Below are 15,409 nucleotides of genomic sequence, written 5' to 3'. Positions count from 1 at the left end.
TCCGGCGAACCGCTACGCAGGCGGCGTCCAGCCATCCAGATGCGTGTAGATCGCGTCACGCAGTTGCCGAATCTGCGTATTCAGCTCGGCGAGTTCGGCAGGCGATTGGCCGGACGCGGCCAGCAAGGATTCGCCCAGACAGCCCGACGTATTTTGAAGCTGACGGCCGCGCTCGGTCAGTGCCACCACTACTTGACGCTCATTGTCCGGGTTGCGCAGGCGGCCAAGAAAGCCGGCCACTTCCAGCCGCTTCAGAAGCGGCGTCAGCGTGCTGGGCTCCAAGGCCAATTTTTCCGCGATGCCGCTGACGGTCTGGCTGTCTTCCCGCCAAAGCACATTCAACACCAGGTACTGCGGATAGGTCAGCCCCATCTTGTCCAGCAAGGGCTTGTAGATCCGCTGGATGGCAATGCCGGCCGAGTACACGGCGTAGCAAAGCTGGCCATCCAGCGGCGGCGGGGACGTGTCTTTTTCGGGGGTCATTGCTTCGCTCCAGGGTGCGTGAAGAATAACATGCCGCGAGAATACATATCGCGCTAATATTTATCGCTTGACAGCACTAAAAGCGAGCCCTAGCATTCGTTCGTCGCACTTAACTATCGCGATAATTCTTATCACACAACACAAAGGACCTCGCCATGAAGATCAAAGCCCTCCTCGCCGCCACGACCGCCATCGTAGGTATTGCAGCGGCCAGCCTCACCCACGCGGCCGAGCCCATATCCCCCCAGCAAGTCGTGCGCAACGTAGTACTGGTCCACGGCGCGTTTGCGGACGGTTCGGGATGGCGCGGCGTCTACAACGAACTGACCGGTCGCGGCTACCGCGTCACCGTGGTGCAGAACCCGCTGACGTCCTTGGCCGATGATGTTGCCGCCACCAAGCGCGTGCTGGATCGCCAGGACGGCCCGACGCTGCTGGTCGGCCACTCTTACGGCGGAACGGTGATCACGGAAGCCGGCGTGGACCCCAAGGTTGCGGGCCTGGTCTATGTTTCCGCGCTGGCGCCCGACGTCGGCGAGACCACGGGATCGCAGTTCAAGGACATCCCGCCCCCGCCCGAATTCGTGATCGATACGCAAAAAGATGGCTACGGTTTCGTCAACCTTGAAAAGTTCAAGGCCGGTTTCGCTGGCGGCACGACCAACGCCGACGCCGCCTTTCTGCGCGATTCGCAAGTGCCGATCAACATGGAGATCTTCAACGCCAAGGTGAGCCACGCCGCCTGGAAAACCAAGCCAAGCTGGGCCATCATCGCCACGCAGGACAAGGCGATCGACCCGAAGCTGCTGCGTTATACGGCCAACAAGATCGGCGCCACGTGGTCCGAGGTCGTGGGAAGCCACGTGTCGTTTTTCACGCAGCCCAAAGCCGTGGCCGACTCAATCGACGCCGCCGCGCGCAGCATTGCCCGTTAAGCGCAAGGCCGGGCGCCCCCTACACCGGGTGCTCGGCCTGGTCGCAATATTCAATCAAGAGTTCGGTCAGCACCCGTATCTTTCTGGCGGGATGCTGACCGGGCGGCCTGACGACATAAGCGCCTGCCGGCGGCGGCGGATACCGAGTCATCACCGGCACAAGCGCGCCGGAAGCCAGGTGTTCGTGGGTGAGCCAGTCGGGCAGATACCCGATGCCCAGCCCTGCCACCGCCGCGGCAAGCAAGGCCGTGCCGTTGTCCGCCTTGAAGCGCCCTTGCGGACGAACCGTGATGATCTTGTCACCATCCTTGAGCTGCCAGGTTTCGGTGCCTTGCATCAGGGCCTGGTGATCAGCGACCAGTTCTTCCGGCGTCTCGGGCGCCCCATGCGCCTGGACGTAATCCGGGCTGGCCACGAGCTTTCCCAGGACCGGGCCGATACGTCGCGCGACCAGATTCGAGTCCTGCAGATAGCCCACCCGTATCGCGCAGTCATAGCCTTCCGCGATGAGGTCCACGAAGCGGTCGCTATAGCAGGTCTGGATATGCAGTTGGGGATGGCGTCGCGCCATCTCGGCAAGAATGGGCGCGAAGTGGGCCCCGCCGAAAGACAGCGGCGCGGCAACGCGCAGGCGGCCACGAAGCTCGCCGGCCGGCAGGACCGCTTCGCGGGCCACGTCAATCTCGGTGCAGACGCGCGCGGCATGGTTGCGGAACGCGGCCCCGGCTTCGGTTAACGCCGCCCCGCGTGTCGTTCGCGCCAACAACAACACACCCAGCTCTGATTCCAGCCGCGCAAGCCGACGGCTGACGATGGATTTCGACACGCCAAGCCTGGCCGCGGCAGGCGAAATCCCCCCCGCATCGGCGACTTCCACGAAGGTACGTAGTTCTTCAATATCCACTTTTGCGTTCCCCATTGCGCGACACAGCTCAGCGCAAAATGGTACTACCGCATCGAATTCGGGAACAACAGAATACGGGTTCCGGGCAACGCCGCCACTGGCGCAGATGCCTTGGAGCCACTCTCTGACCCCACAGCAATAAGGATGCATCAATGACTTTTCGCAACGGCCTTGACTCCCTGCTTCGCCCCGAGGATTCGGTACTGGTTCTGATCGACCACCAGCCCTACCAGCTTGCAAACGTGAATAGCCACGAACCGCAGATGGTGATCAACAACACGGCGGGTCTGGCAAAGGCCGCGCGCGCCTTCGGCGTGCCTACCATCCTGACCACCGTGATCGCTGAACGGGGCGGGCTTCTCTTCCCCCAGATCACCGAGGTGTTTCCCAAGCACGAGATCATTGACCGCACGCTCATCAACACCTGGCAGGACCAGCGCGTGGTGGACGCGGTCAAGGCAACGGGCCGCAAGCAATTGATCATCGCCGGCCTGTGGACCGAGGTGTGCGTGGCCATGCCCACCATCCAGGCCCTGGGCGAAGGCTGGGACGTCACCGTGGTCACCGATGCGTCGGGCGCGGTGTCGGTCGAAGCCCATCAGGTGGCCATCCAGCGCATGATCGCGGCCGGCGCCAACATGATGACCTGGTTGGCGGTGGCGGCGGAATGGCAGCGCGACTGGGCCCGCGCCGAACAAGCGGCCGCCTTGACCGAAGTGATCACGCAGCATGCGGGCGGCAGCGGCATCGCGTACCTGTGGGAGCAGCAGTTGCTGAACACGCCGGTGCCGGGCAAGGCGGGCTGAGACAGGCCGGGCTGGCCGGGGCTGGCCGTAGCTTCCGGCTAGCGGCCAAGCACCTGGTCCAGCCAGTCAAAAACCCTGCGGTTCAACAGCGACCGGTTTCTCATTTCGCAATGCATGCCGGCGCCTTCGGCGGCGCTGAACCGAAGCAGGGTTTTTGTGGGGCTTTGAAGCTGGTCAAAGAAGGCCTGGGCGCCGGCGGACAAGCCATCATGTTCGGCATGCGTCATCAGCACCGGGCATGAGATGGCGCCGACGCGCCCGTCCATGGTGAAGGGTTCCGCGCTGCGCAGGAAATCGCGTAGATTGTCCACCCCGTGGGTCCAGAAGCCGCGCTGGTAAATCTTCCACTTAAGACCGGGGTCGTTCGCGATCACCTGCTCGAATTGCGCCAGGGTCTTGTCGTCAAGATTCCCCAGGTCCGTCACCGTGTCGGGGGATGCGCCCAGCTTGAGGGCCAGCGCGCGGAACGGCCCGGCCATGCCCCACAACCCGGGGTCGGCGATGCAGGCGGCAAGGCGATGCTCTTGGGATGCGGCGCGCGGGGCAAGATAGCCGCCCAGGCTCCAGCCGCTGAGCACCATGCGTTTGGGGTCGACGATGTTGAATCCCAGCGCCACATCAACCACCGCCGCGATGACGGTTTCCCAGTCCGGGCGCAGATAAATGCGCTGCTCAACCAACATTTCGCCCTGCCCCGGCCCGTCGAAGATCAGGCTATGGTAGCCACGGCGCGATGCCGCCACGGCAGAGGCAAAATAAAGATCCGTGACGGTGCCGTCGTACCCATTGGTGAAGATGACGAGGGGACGCGTTTCCTGTTCCCGGCCGACGGCCGGAATCAGGTACGCGGGCATGGAAGTGCCTTCGAAGGGGATCCGGATGGGCGCAATGGGAACGTCGGATAGCGCCAAGCCCTTGTCAAACGCGTCAGTCTGCTTGCGAAAGGCCGCAAGCAGGCGCGGGTCGCGCTGCGGGCCATAAAGCGGGTGGTAAGACGCCGAATAAAACACGCTGGCGCGCAGGAACAGCTCTCTTGCGCTGGCGTGCAGGCCACGGTTTTGCGTCTGAACGGCTTCGTCGAACAAACGGTCGCCCGCTGCCATCCAGGCTTTATGAAACGCGCTGTCGTCGCCCTCACCCACCGCCTGACCAACGGCAAGGATCTCGCCCATATCCGCACCGCCGTACGGAATGTAGGCAACAGGCCACGTGCCGAACTCGTCATGCATCGGATCTTTGAATGCCAAGCCCATGGTGCTCTCCATATGTCCCATATTTTTCATACGTCCCATACTTCACACACTTCACACGCTTCACACACTTTATTTACTTTACGCCAGGCCACGGCGCATGACGCCACGCAAGCTTACGCCTGCGCCTCCGACATGTGGGCCCGCAGCGCTTCCGAGGCCTTGCCCGGGGGCAAACCGAACAGGCGACGGTACTCCCTGGTGAACTGCTGCACGCTTTCATAGCCGACTGAAAACGCGGCGCTGCTGGCCGACAATTCCCCCGTGGCCATCAACCGCCTGGCCTCGATCAAGCGCAACTGCTTCAGGAATTGCAGCGGCGACAGCGACGTCGCCGCGCGGAAATGCTGGTAGAACGACGACGGGCTCATGCCGGCCTCGGCCGCCAACCGCTCCATCGGCAGCGGCCGGGCGAAGTCGGCTCGAATCAGGGTGATGGCACGCGCAATGCGCTGGGCGTGCTTGCCAGGCCCGCCAAGCTGACGAATCGCGCCGCCATGCCGGCCCGCCAGCAGCCAGTAATGCAGTTCGCGCAAGCCTTGCGCTTGCAGCACTGGCAACGCGTCGGGCCGATCAATCAGGCGCATCAAGCGCAGCGCCGCATCAGAGACTTCGGCATCCGTGGGCTCGGCGAGCACCGGAGCGTCCTGCGCCACGGGGCGCAGCTTCATGTCCACGGCCAGTTCCACGATGACCGCCATGTCCAGATCCAACACCAGCGAAAGGTAGGGTTGGTCGGTGCTGGCGACCGTGATCTGGCTGACAGTCGGCACATCCGCCGTAATCAGCAACGAATCGCCAGCGCTGAAGTCGACGGTGTTCGTGCCCATGGACACCCGTTTGCTGCCCTGTAACACCAAGCAGGCCAGGGGCCGCGAGATGGCATATTCCAGCCCGCTGGGCTGGGTGGACCGAATGGCGGTCAGACCGGGAATGGGGGTGGGTGCCACGCCGGCGGGGTTGGCGTTGGCTTCGACGTAACGTCGGACAGCTCTGAGCAGGGGGTCGTTCATACGCTGGCGCAGTGATCTTCGTTCGCTGTGATCGTAACGGACATTTCCCGGCCGAAACGGCACCTTTGTAGGAACAGGCCAAGGACTTCACGATTCAGGCAAAGGCCGCGGAGATCAGGCGTTTCAAAATCACACCCTGATTCCCGACCACCTAGGAGCCTTAGCATGAGCACAATTTCCTTCATCACCGGCGGCAGCCGTGGCCTGGGCCGTAGCGCCGCCCTGAATATCGCCCGCAAAGGCGGCGATATTGTCTTTACCTACCAAAGCCGCGAAGCGGATGCCCAGGCCGTCGTGGCCGACATCGAACAGATGGGCCGCAAGGCGGTCGCCCTGCAATTGGACGTCGGCGACACCTCCGCCTTTCCCGCATTCGTTCAACGCCTGAAGACGGCGCTGCGCGACACCTGGCAGCGCGACACGGTCGACCACATCGTCCATAACGCCGGCCACGGCGATGTGGCCTTGATCGCCGAAACGACCGAGGCGCAGTTCGACCGATTGGTCGACGTGCACTTCAAAGGCGTGTTCTTTTTGACGCAGGCGCTGCTGCCGGTGGTCGCGGATGGGGGTCGCATCGTGAATCTATCGACGGCCTTGACCCGTATCTCGGCGCCTGGTTGGTCGGTCTATGCGGCGGTCAAGGGCGCGGTCGAGGTGCTGACCGTCTACCTGGCCAAGGAACTGGGCAGCCGCAACATCGCCGTCAACGTGGTGGCGCCAGGCGCGATCGAGACCGATTTCTTCGGCGGCGCGGTGCGCGACACGGCGGAATTCAACAAATTCTTCGCGGATATGACGGCGCTGGGCCGTGTGGGCGTGGCGGACGACATCGGGCCGGCGGTTGCCAACCTGCTTGCCCAGGACAATCGGTGGATCAACGCTCAGCGGATCGAGATATCCGGCGGCCAAGGCATCTAGGGCGTATCGGGGCGGCTTGCCCGAGCCCGCCCCTACGTGGTCATGTCAAATGTCGGGCAGGGATCTTGTGCGCCGGAAAACAAGGCCGGCATTCGGCTACAGTGCCGATATTCAAGCACAACAATCCAGGAGCAGTACCGCAGTGACAGACACCTCCACCCCCGACGACGCCGGCATGTCCGAAGACCGCAAGGAACAGGAAGCCAGGCTGTGGCGCGATGACGGCTGGACGGCACGCATCATCAAGAACGAAGACGACGACGGCTGGGCCGTCGAGATGACCCTGGACGGGCAAGCCGAACCCGCCCTGGTCGGCCCCTGGACCATGGGCCGTGACAAAAAGAACCCCAAGCCGCTGGACTCGCCAGCGTTCATCACCTTGGTCAAGACCGCCAACGAAGTTTTGCGACGCCACGAGCAGCAATTGCATGCCACGCTGCACAAGAGCGTGAAGATCGACACCGACGCCGGCCGCCTGACCATCAAGCTGGACATCGTGCCCGACGACTACGAGCCGTATGCGTTGCTGAGCGCTTACGACGAATCCGGCGAACAACTGGCGCAAGTCCAGGTTGCGCCGACGTACAAGCTGAGCGTGCAGCGGGCATCGGAGTGGGCCAGTGGCGGTTTTCCCAAGCAGGGGTGATAGAGCAAGCATGATGGGCACAGCAGGCTTGTGGGATAGAGCAAGCTTGAGCCACAGAGCAAGCTTGAGCGATAGGGCAAGTTTGAGCGACAGAGCAAGGCTGAGCCACAGAGCGATGGGGCATCCTTGCCCACGCTTAGCTGTTCGTACCACCACGGCGAGGCGCTGGTCATGACCCGCCTGACGCTGGAACGCTATCAGGTCTGGGCCTATCTGCTTGCCATCGGCTTGGGTTTGGCCGCCGGCACCGCATGGCCGCAGGCAGGCCCGACCATGGAAACCTTGTTGTGGCCCACCCTGGCGACGCTGCTGTTCGCCACCTTTCTGCAAGTACCGCTGCTGCATGTGCGACATGCCCTGCGCGATCGGCGCTTCTTGCTGGCGGTGCTGCTGGGCAATTTCGTGATGCTTCCACTGCTGACTTGGTTGCTGGTGGAGGCGTTCGACTTTGATCCGGTCGTGCGCCTGGGCGTGCTGCTGGTGCTGCTGGTGCCTTGCACCGACTGGTTCATCACATTCAGCCAACTGGGCAAGGGGGACGTGCCCCGCGCCATTGCCATCACTCCGCTGAATCTGGTGTTGCAGTTGATCCTGCTGCCGTTGTACCTGTGGCTGATGGCGGACACGCAAAGCCTGGGCTCATGGGACTGGGCCACGCTGGCCCCCGCCGTATTGATCGTGCTGGCGCCCCTGGCCGGCGCGGCGCTGGCGGAACGGTGGATCGCGGCGCATCCCAAAGCCCAACGCCTGCAAGACGCCATGGCCTGGTGGCCGGTGCCGCTGCTGTCGCTGGTGGTGTTCCTGATTGCGGGCGCGCAGGTGGGTACCGTCGCACGCGCCATGGACGAACTGCAACAGACGCTGCCCGCCTTTGTGCTGTTCCTGCTGGCCGCCGCCTTGCTGGCCAAGGGCATTGCGCGCTGGCTACGCCTGCCCGTCGAACAAGGGCGAACGCTTGCATTCAGCATGGGCACACGAAATTCATTCGTGGTGCTGCCCCTGGCCCTGTTGCTTCCTGCCGGCGGGGAGGTGGCGGCGGTGGTGATCGTGGCGCAGTCATTGGTGGAACTGTTCGGCATGGTGGCGTATGTGTGGCTGATACCCAGGTACCTGTTCAGATAGCGCCGGCACGTTGTGGGGTACGTCACACGATGGGTTGCGCGCGATTGTTGGCGGGGTTCTTGCACAGCGTGCGGCGCGCTTCACCCATCCTTGTATGTTTTCATAGCACTTACCGATCTTGCTTCGGGGGTGCTGGGGATCGGGACGCACCCATCCATCAGCCGTCACCAGCGGACTGACGTCGGTAGATATCCCACCCCGCCCAAATACGTCGATTAAGAATCTAGCGGCCGTGACCGCCGATTGATCGCAAGGTAACGAATCGGGCGTGGCTTCCCCAGCAGACACAACGCTATCGCAGGGAGTCTAGAGATGCAAACGTCTCAATCTTTCTTTGGTGTGGATGTGGGGAAATCCGAGGTTGTTGTGGCGATGCACGGGGCGGCCAAGCCGTTGACCCGAGCCGTCAAAAACTCAACGACTGGCTTGGAAAAATGGTTGCAAACGCTGCCGTCCGGAAGCGTTCTTGCCATGGAGTCCACCGGTGGCTACGAGCGCCTGTTGGCCGACCTGGCATATGAGCGTGGACTGCGCGTCTATGTGCTGAACCCCAAGGCCTTGCACCATTACGCCAAGTCGCAGGCTCAACGGGGCAAGACCGACCGACTCGACGCTGTCATGATTGCGCGTTACGTGGCGCTCGAGCACGAGCGGTTGCATAGCTACGAACCTTGCCCGGAGCACATCGAGCGCCTGAGTCAGATCCAACGCTTACGCAAGGTGGCGGTCACGACGCGCACGAGGCTGCGCCTGTCCAGCGATCGGCACAAACACGTGGGCTCGCAAGCTCAGGTCCAGCAAGCGTTGGATGCCTTGGCGCAGTTGGCAGATGCTCTTGAGCGCGAAATGCTCGATCAGATCGCTGCCGAACCCGCCTTGACCGACGACTTCAACTTAATCACCAGCATTACCGGCGTGGGAAAGCTGACTGGGGCCGCACTGGTGACGGCCTTCGCCCGCATCCCGTTCGCCTCCTCGGACGCAGTGGTGGCCTACGCGGGGCTGGACCCCAGGCCCAAGGAGTCTGGCGCCTACAAAGGCCTGCGTAAACTCAGCAAGCAAGGCGATGCGGCCCTGAGAAGCCTTGCCTACAACGCGGCATCCTCAGCAAGCCGAACAGCTGCCTTCAAACCCCTCTACGCAGCGTTACGAGCCAAGGGCTGGGCCTCAACGCAGGCATTAAACATCATCGCCAGAAAACTCCTACGCATCGCCTTCGGCGTATGGAAATCGCGCAAACCCTTCGATGTAAACCTCTTTATGGTCAGCCAAGCTTGCGCCAAACCATAGAATCTACGGATGGTGGATCGTAGGATGGGTGAAGTGCGGCAACGCCGACCCGCGAAAACCAGCGCCTGTCGCACGGAACCCATCAGCGGCGGCTGCGCACGATGGGTTGCGCGCGATTGTTGGCGGGGTTCTTGCATAGCGTGCGGCGCGCTTCACCCATCCTACGGATGGTGGATCGTAGGATGGGTGAAGTGCGGCAACGCCGACCCGCGAAAACAAACGCCTGTCGCACGGAACCCATCAGCGGCGGCTGCACACGATGGGTTGCGCGCGATTGTTGGCGGGGTTCTTGCACAGCGTGCGGCGCGCTTCACCCATCCTACGGATGGTGGATCGTAGGATGGGTGAAGTGCGGCAACGCCGACCCGCGAAAACAAACGCCTATCGCACGGAACCCATCAGCGGCGGCTGCGCACGATGGGTTGCGCGCGATTGTTGGCGGGGTTCTTGCATAGCGTATGGCGCGCTTCACCCATCCTACGGATGGTGGATCGTAGGATGGGTGAAGTGCGGCAACGCCGACCCGCGAAAACCAGCGCCTATCGCACGGAACCCATCAGCGGCGGCGGCTATGGCAGGCAATCCCACGTCACGGCAGACAATCCCCACACCACCGCAGGCAATCCCGCGCCACGGTAGACAATCCCGTGCTGCGGTAGACTTGCCTGCAATCCCGCGTCGCCGACGCGGCACGACACGACGCCACGACGAACGCGTTGCCCCAGGAGTCCCCCCATGTCATTGGAAAAGAACTACACCGCCATTCTCGAAGCGCTAGGGGAAGACCCGTCCCGCGAAGGCTTGGCCGATACGCCCGCCCGCGCGGCCAAGGCCATGCGTCATCTGTGCCGTGGCTACACGCAGAACCTCGACGAAATCGTCAACGGCGCGCTGTTCACGTCCGACACGCGCGAAATTGTGCTGGTGAAGAACATCGAGCTGTATTCGCTGTGCGAGCACCACATGCTGCCCTTCATCGGCAAGGCGCATGTGGCCTATCTGCCGGCCGGCAAGGTGCTGGGCCTGTCCAAGGTGGCACGCATTGTGGAAATGTATGCACGCCGCCTGCAAATCCAGGAAAACCTGAGCCGCCAGGTGGCCGAAGCCGTGCAAAGCGTGACCGGCGCGGCCGGTGTGGCGGTGGTGATCGAAGCCCAGCACATGTGCATGATGATGCGCGGCGTGGAAAAGCAGAATTCGTCCATGGTGACCTCGGTCATGTTGGGCGAGTTTCACGACAACCCGTCGACGCGGGCCGAATTCCTCAGCCTGATCCGCTGATACTCCCCCACTTCCACCACGGGCGGTGCGGCCAACGAGGCTGCACCGCCCGTTTCACTTGGCATTGAATCGGCAGAGATAGCCCCCGCCCCGGCCCTTGCTCGGTCAATTGCCTGCAAGCCTTTCGCGCCCATGGGGCGGTTTCGCGCGGCTTGTGCGAACCACGCTAAATATCAGACCAAATTCCTATCTTGACGGACCGTATCACGGCCAATTGAAACGGCTCAAATCGCCGTTGCAAGCAGCGGTTCTCATGCGAACGGCTGACGAAGGGGCGCTCTACATTGGAGTCATTCGCAGCCCCCTCACAATCATTACGCTGCGAATCTCGGCCAAGCGATCGGAGCCGCCACAGCCTCTGAAAGCAAACGTCGTGAACTATCTGGTTGTTGTTAGAAGTTGCAGTCGTCGCAGCAAAAACGGTGTTGCCGCCTTCCCCCCCCCGATCTGGCGCACCGTTCGCAGCAACTTTACCCCGGCCGGCCTGCCGGCCGGGGCACTTTTAAGACTCTTCCAATTCACAAGAGCGTTATTAGCCGTCAGCATGACGGGTCGCCTGGCGTGCACGCCTTACCGCTGCATTTCGTTGCGCCAGTCCGTGTGAGGAACGCCGTCAGCTTTGCAAATCGCGCCTTGGCGCGGCCCGCAAGCCAACGGCATCCATTCGATGCAGTAACCCATGAAAGTCCTCGTAATCGACAATGACAAGATCTCGGCCGAAGCACTGAGCCACACGCTTGCCGAGCAAGGCCAAATCGTCCACATTGCCACCGACGGCGTAAGCGGCCTTCGCATCGCGAAGACGTTTCCCTACGACCTGATCCTGCTGGATGTGCAGCTACCGGTCATGGACGGTTTCACCGTGCTGCGGGAACTGCGCAAGGAAAGCAATGTGCCCGTGCTGATCGTCTCCGCCCGCGACGAACTGCAAGCCCGCGTTCAAGGCTTGAGCGAAGGCGCGGACGACTACCTGGCCAAACCCTACGCCACATGCGAGCTCGTCGCGCGGATGAAGGCCATCAGCCGACGGTCCTCGCCCAACGACGATGCGGGCGCGCAGCATGTCTTGCGCGTGGGCGATCTTGAACTTCAATTGCTAAGCCGCAAGGCCTTGCGCGAAGGTCAGCGCATCCGACTCACCGCGATTGAATTCGCACTGCTTGAACGGTTGATGCGCAAGCACGGCGAAGTGCAATCCCGCATGAACCTGGCCTCGCATGTCTGGGGCATCAACTTCGACCGTGGCACCAACGCCATCGACGTCGCCGTGCGCAGGCTGCGCATGAAGATGGACGACCCCTTCAGCACGCGCCTGCTGCATACCGTGTGGGGCCTGGGTTACGTCATGGAACAGCGGGACCCGCCGAACTGATGCGCCACGCGCGTCAGTTCGGCATCGGCTAGCCATCCCCCCCATCACATCATCATGGCGCCGTGGTCTTCGCGGGCCACGGCGCGCGGCCGAAGGTAGCGGCCCGTGCCCGGCTCGCCCTGCACGCGGCTGCCGTCATACACCAGTTCCCCGCGCCGCCACGTTCCAAACACGTGCACGGTATAGGGCCGGCCAAAGGTCTCGCTTTGCTGCGTGGCCGAACGCCCGGGTGCCAGCACCACGAAGTCCGCGTCCTTACCGATATCAAAAGACCCCTTGCGATCGTCCAGCAAGAAATGTTCGGCGGGCTTTTGCGACAGCAGGCGCACCACCAGCGACGGCGACAGGCCGCGAGCTTCGCAACCCGACCACAGCGCGGGCAGAAGCAGGTCGGGCCCGTAGTCGACCGTGGGCGCCGGCCCTTCGCCGCCATCGTCGCTGCGGGCCTGATAGCCGGACGACACGAACGTGCACATGTCGGTCGCCAGGCGCCGCCATAGCGCATCGACTTCCACGCGCGGACGCAGCAGCGGATAGTCGTCCGCCGTGCCGCCAAACTGCTGCAGCGCGTCTTCGGTACTCATCATCAGGCTGCGCAGGCTGGTTTCGATGGTGACCCAGTGCCCGGCCTGGCGGTAACTGGCGCACAAGGCATAGCCCTGTTCGGACCACACGTCGGCGGCCTGCATGCGTACGCCGGCGGCCGCGCCCACGCGGCACAGCAATCGCGTGGTCAAGCCTTCGATCAACGGCAGGTTGGCGCGGGCCAGCACTTCCCTGCCTGGCCTGCCGGCTTCCAGAAGCCGCCGCGCGTTGCGGCTGGCGGTCAGGCGGGCGTGGTTGTGCATGCTGCACGCCAGCCCAAAGCGCGCAATGCCCTGAAAGGCTTGAAGCAAATCACTTTCGTGATGCGCGAAGCGCTGCCGCTCGGCCTCGAAGGTGGGTATGGAAAACGCGCAGACACCGCCCCGCGCCAGGGCGTCCGCCGCGTCCAGGCCGTGTTCGGTGTTGACGGTGCCGGCCACCGCCACATCCACGTGCGCATCACGGCCGATGCGCGACACCATTGCGTCCAACTGCGCGCGGCTGGCTATCACTTCGGCGTGTTCGTAGGGCATGTCCACCAACGTCGTCACCCCACCCGCCGCCGCCGCGCGGGACGCGCGGCCGATGCCGCAACCGTCTGCCCAGCCACCTATATAAGTACGGCTATCAACCGCGCCCGGCAGCACCCACAGCCCGCGCGCATCCACCTGATCGCGCGCGGTGGGCGGGCTGTGGCTGCCCATTGCCGCGATCTTGCCGTCCACGATGCCTAACCAACCTTCTTCCAGAATGCTATCGGCGCTGACCAGCGAACCGCGTATCACCATGTCGAAATCGCTCATTGTTTTCTTCTTGTCGTGAGAGCACGCGCCTGCCCCGATCCCCGGGGACGCACGCATGCGTAGCGTTGATCGACCGCTGGCCTGCTCCCCGCGGAAGTGGGCCACCGGATACTACCGGGCAGGCGCCAGATCCTCCTTCCGGCGCCGCTTCGTCAGAACACTTGCCAATCGTCTTGCACATCGGCGCCAGCGCCAGCCGCCTTGGGCCGTTGCAAGGCCACGCGGTGGCGCGGCGCCTGGGCCCTGGCACCGGCCACGGTCTGGACCTTGGCCTGGGCCAGCACTTCTGCGTGGGCCTGGACCGGTTCGCGCGTGGCGGGGATGTCGATCACGACGCGCTGCGACACGGTGAAGATGGCGACGGTTTGCGCCAGGCCTTCAGCCTGGTCGCGCAAGGCCCGCGCGGATGCGGCAGCCTGCTCGACCAGCGCGGCGTTCTGCTGCGTGGCCTCGTCCATGCTGGACACCGCCAGGTTGACCTGGTCGATGCCTTGCGCCTGCTCGCTGGATGCGGCGGCGATTTCACCCATGATGTCGGTCACGCGATGCACGGCGTTCTCGATTTCGCGCATGGTGGCGCCCGCAAGCTCCACCTGCTGCGCGCCCGCCTGGACCCGGCCAGCCGAATCGGCGATCAATTGCTTGATTTCACGGGCCGCCAGCGCGCTGCGTTGCGCCAACGCGCGCACTTCGCCGGCCACCACCGCAAAGCCCTTGCCCTGGTCGCCCGCGCGGGCCGCCTCGACCGCGGCGTTGAGCGCCAGGATGTTGGTCTGGAAGGCAATACCGTCGATGACCGACACGATGTGCGTGATCTTGGCCGAACTGGCGCTGATGTCCTGCATGGTGCCGACCACGTCCGCCACCACGGCCGCGCCGCGCCCCGCCACTTGCGACGCACCCTCGGCAAGCTGGTTGGCGCGCAGCGCGTTGTCGGCATTTTCCTTGACGGTTACCGCCAGCCGACCCATCGACAACGCGGTTTCTTCCAGAGTGACAGCCTGCTGCTCGGTACGCGACGACAACAACACATTGCCGTCCGCAATGTCGTGCGTACCCCGGCTGATCTGCTGCACGCCTTGGCGGACGGCGGCCACCGTCTTGGCCAGGCTGGCCTGCATGCGTTGCAGGCCAAGAAAAAGCTGACCGATTTCATTGTGGGACTTGATCTCGATATGGTTGGTCAAATTGCCGTCGGCAATGCTCTGGAAGTGGGTGCCGGCGCGCAGCAAGGGGCGCAGCACGGACCGGCTGACAAACAGCGCGGCGCCGATGCTCTGCAACACCGCGGCGGCCAGGAGCGCCGCGATCAGGGTATTGGCGCGCAGGTGCTGGCTGGCTGCAGCGGCGACCAGGCCATTGGTTTGCGCATCCACATAGACCAGGTAGTCGGCCACCTCGTGGTCGAACGCCAGGTGCGCGCCCTGCACCGCATCCATCTGCAAGGCGAAGGCGCGGGCATCCTGGCCGCGCATGGATTCGAACTGTTCGGCGGCCAGCGCGTCATAGTGTTTGAACGCGGCCGCCACGGGCGCGGCTTTCTCTTGCAGCGCGGGGGTCCGAACCTCATTGGAGAAGGCCTCGAAGCGGGCGCGCGAACGGCGCCACAGATCTTCAGCGCGGGCGGCGTCGGCCTCGCTTTGCTGCGTGCGGCCGACCTGCCGGTTGATCATGGCGGCATCCATCGCCAGCCGCGCGCGCAGCATCAGGGTGTAAGCCTCGTAGGCGGGCACCACACGCATCGAATAGGCCTCGTTGACCCGGCTCAGCTTGGCGTTGCTGGACCGCGTGTCCAGCCAGGCCGCGCCGTTGGCGGCCAACATGCCGATAAAGAACAGCGCGAGCAGAATGCCCAGGCAGCTGCGGATTTTCAGATTGGTGAACATACGACCTCGACGGAATTCATGGCCGCCGGGGGCTTCGGCCTGCCGCCAGTGGGAAACCGACGCGCTTGGCCGTCCATCGCACCCGCCTGACCGGACGAAACGACTGTATCCC

At 63.6% G+C, this 15,409-nt stretch carries 14 protein-coding genes; 8 read left to right on the top strand and 6 right to left on the bottom strand.

Annotated elements, in window-relative coordinates:
* Positions 1 to 12: 12 nt before the first annotated feature.
* Positions 13 to 483: a MarR family winged helix-turn-helix transcriptional regulator gene (locus P8T11_RS03515; protein ID WP_268078263.1), complete on the bottom strand. Its 471-nt coding sequence runs from the start codon at positions 481 to 483 to the stop codon at positions 13 to 15.
* Positions 484 to 638: 155 nt separating this feature from the next.
* Between P8T11_RS03515 and P8T11_RS03510 the strand changes: the two genes are divergently transcribed.
* Positions 639 to 1,418: an alpha/beta hydrolase gene (locus P8T11_RS03510; protein ID WP_268078264.1), complete on the top strand. Its 780-nt coding sequence runs from the start codon at positions 639 to 641 to the stop codon at positions 1,416 to 1,418.
* A 19-nt stretch (positions 1,419 to 1,437) separates the two neighbouring features.
* Here P8T11_RS03510 and P8T11_RS03505 read toward each other — a convergent pair whose 3' ends face one another.
* Positions 1,438 to 2,322 carry a LysR family transcriptional regulator gene (locus tag P8T11_RS03505; protein WP_268078266.1) on the bottom strand — a complete coding sequence of 295 codons (885 nt, stop codon included), beginning with the start codon at positions 2,320 to 2,322 and terminating at the stop codon, positions 1,438 to 1,440.
* A gap of 152 nt (positions 2,323 to 2,474) precedes the next feature.
* Here P8T11_RS03505 and P8T11_RS03500 point away from each other — a divergent pair, with 152 nt between their 5' ends.
* Positions 2,475 to 3,128 (top strand): hydrolase, encoded by a 654-nt coding sequence (locus tag P8T11_RS03500; RefSeq protein ID WP_268078267.1) that lies wholly within the window; start codon positions 2,475 to 2,477, stop codon positions 3,126 to 3,128.
* Positions 3,129 to 3,166: 38 nt separating this feature from the next.
* On the opposite strand, the gene P8T11_RS03495 is transcribed toward P8T11_RS03500, so the two are convergent.
* Complete coding sequence (locus tag P8T11_RS03495) at positions 3,167 to 4,381, bottom strand: alpha/beta hydrolase family protein (protein ID WP_268078269.1); 1,215 nt, start codon at positions 4,379 to 4,381, stop codon at positions 3,167 to 3,169.
* A gap of 113 nt (positions 4,382 to 4,494) precedes the next feature.
* Positions 4,495 to 5,391: an AraC family transcriptional regulator gene (locus P8T11_RS03490; protein ID WP_268078270.1), complete on the bottom strand. Its 897-nt coding sequence runs from the start codon at positions 5,389 to 5,391 to the stop codon at positions 4,495 to 4,497.
* Positions 5,392 to 5,556: 165 nt separating this feature from the next.
* On the opposite strand from P8T11_RS03490, the gene P8T11_RS03485 reads away from it, so the two are divergent.
* The 6 genes from P8T11_RS03485 (at position 5,557) to P8T11_RS03460 (ending at position 12,023) form a co-directional block, all read left to right on the top strand.
* Positions 5,557 to 6,312 carry an SDR family oxidoreductase gene (locus tag P8T11_RS03485; protein ID WP_268078271.1) on the top strand — a complete coding sequence of 252 codons (756 nt, stop codon included), beginning with the start codon at positions 5,557 to 5,559 and terminating at the stop codon, positions 6,310 to 6,312.
* A gap of 142 nt (positions 6,313 to 6,454) precedes the next feature.
* Positions 6,455 to 6,958 (top strand): hypothetical protein, encoded by a 504-nt coding sequence (locus P8T11_RS03480; protein WP_268078272.1) that lies wholly within the window; start codon positions 6,455 to 6,457, stop codon positions 6,956 to 6,958.
* A 126-nt stretch (positions 6,959 to 7,084) separates the two neighbouring features.
* Positions 7,085 to 8,080 carry an arsenic resistance protein gene (locus P8T11_RS03475; RefSeq protein ID WP_268078274.1) on the top strand — a complete coding sequence of 332 codons (996 nt, stop codon included), beginning with the start codon at positions 7,085 to 7,087 and terminating at the stop codon, positions 8,078 to 8,080.
* Between the two features lie 312 nt (positions 8,081 to 8,392).
* Positions 8,393 to 9,370: an IS110 family transposase gene (locus P8T11_RS03470; RefSeq protein WP_268077791.1), complete on the top strand. Its 978-nt coding sequence runs from the start codon at positions 8,393 to 8,395 to the stop codon at positions 9,368 to 9,370.
* Positions 9,371 to 10,105: 735 nt separating this feature from the next.
* Positions 10,106 to 10,651 (top strand): GTP cyclohydrolase I FolE, encoded by a 546-nt coding sequence (gene folE, locus P8T11_RS03465; protein WP_268078275.1) that lies wholly within the window; start codon positions 10,106 to 10,108, stop codon positions 10,649 to 10,651.
* Positions 10,652 to 11,330: 679 nt separating this feature from the next.
* Complete coding sequence (locus tag P8T11_RS03460; RefSeq protein ID WP_268078276.1) at positions 11,331 to 12,023, top strand: response regulator; 693 nt, start codon at positions 11,331 to 11,333, stop codon at positions 12,021 to 12,023.
* A 44-nt stretch (positions 12,024 to 12,067) separates the two neighbouring features.
* Here the strand turns inward: P8T11_RS03460 and P8T11_RS03455 are convergent, their stop codons facing one another.
* The gene (locus P8T11_RS03455; protein ID WP_268078277.1) at positions 12,068 to 13,411 is read right to left on the bottom strand and encodes an amidohydrolase family protein; all 1,344 of its coding nucleotides are present in this window, start codon (positions 13,409 to 13,411) and stop codon (positions 12,068 to 12,070) included.
* Between the two features lie 152 nt (positions 13,412 to 13,563).
* Positions 13,564 to 15,297: a methyl-accepting chemotaxis protein gene (locus P8T11_RS03450; protein ID WP_277549343.1), complete on the bottom strand. Its 1,734-nt coding sequence runs from the start codon at positions 15,295 to 15,297 to the stop codon at positions 13,564 to 13,566.
* Positions 15,298 to 15,409: the final 112 nt, after the last annotated feature.

This window comes from Achromobacter spanius, assembly GCF_029637605.1.
Lineage (GTDB): Bacteria > Pseudomonadota > Gammaproteobacteria > Burkholderiales > Burkholderiaceae_B > Achromobacter > Achromobacter spanius_E.
This window is presented reverse-complemented; position numbering and strand designations above follow the sequence as displayed.

Bases quoted from the DNA above. Each gene is read 5' to 3' on its own strand.
- P8T11_RS03460 (WP_268078276.1), top strand. From the start codon at position 11,331: ATGAAAGTCCTCGTAATCGACAATGACAAGATCTCGGCCGAAGCACTG.
- P8T11_RS03450 (WP_277549343.1), bottom strand. From the start codon at position 15,297: ATGTTCACCAATCTGAAAATCCGCAGCTGCCTGGGCATTCTGCTCGCG.
- P8T11_RS03510 (WP_268078264.1), top strand. From the start codon at position 639: ATGAAGATCAAAGCCCTCCTCGCCGCCACGACCGCCATCGTAGGTATT.
- P8T11_RS03495 (WP_268078269.1), bottom strand. From the start codon at position 4,381: ATGGGCTTGGCATTCAAAGATCCGATGCATGACGAGTTCGGCACGTGG.
- P8T11_RS03490 (WP_268078270.1), bottom strand. From the start codon at position 5,391: ATGAACGACCCCCTGCTCAGAGCTGTCCGACGTTACGTCGAAGCCAAC.
- P8T11_RS03455 (WP_268078277.1), bottom strand. From the start codon at position 13,411: ATGAGCGATTTCGACATGGTGATACGCGGTTCGCTGGTCAGCGCCGAT.
- P8T11_RS03515 (WP_268078263.1), bottom strand. From the start codon at position 483: ATGACCCCCGAAAAAGACACGTCCCCGCCGCCGCTGGATGGCCAGCTT.
- folE (WP_268078275.1), top strand. From the start codon at position 10,106: ATGTCATTGGAAAAGAACTACACCGCCATTCTCGAAGCGCTAGGGGAA.
- P8T11_RS03485 (WP_268078271.1), top strand. From the start codon at position 5,557: ATGAGCACAATTTCCTTCATCACCGGCGGCAGCCGTGGCCTGGGCCGT.
- P8T11_RS03500 (WP_268078267.1), top strand. From the start codon at position 2,475: ATGACTTTTCGCAACGGCCTTGACTCCCTGCTTCGCCCCGAGGATTCG.
- P8T11_RS03470 (WP_268077791.1), top strand. From the start codon at position 8,393: ATGCAAACGTCTCAATCTTTCTTTGGTGTGGATGTGGGGAAATCCGAG.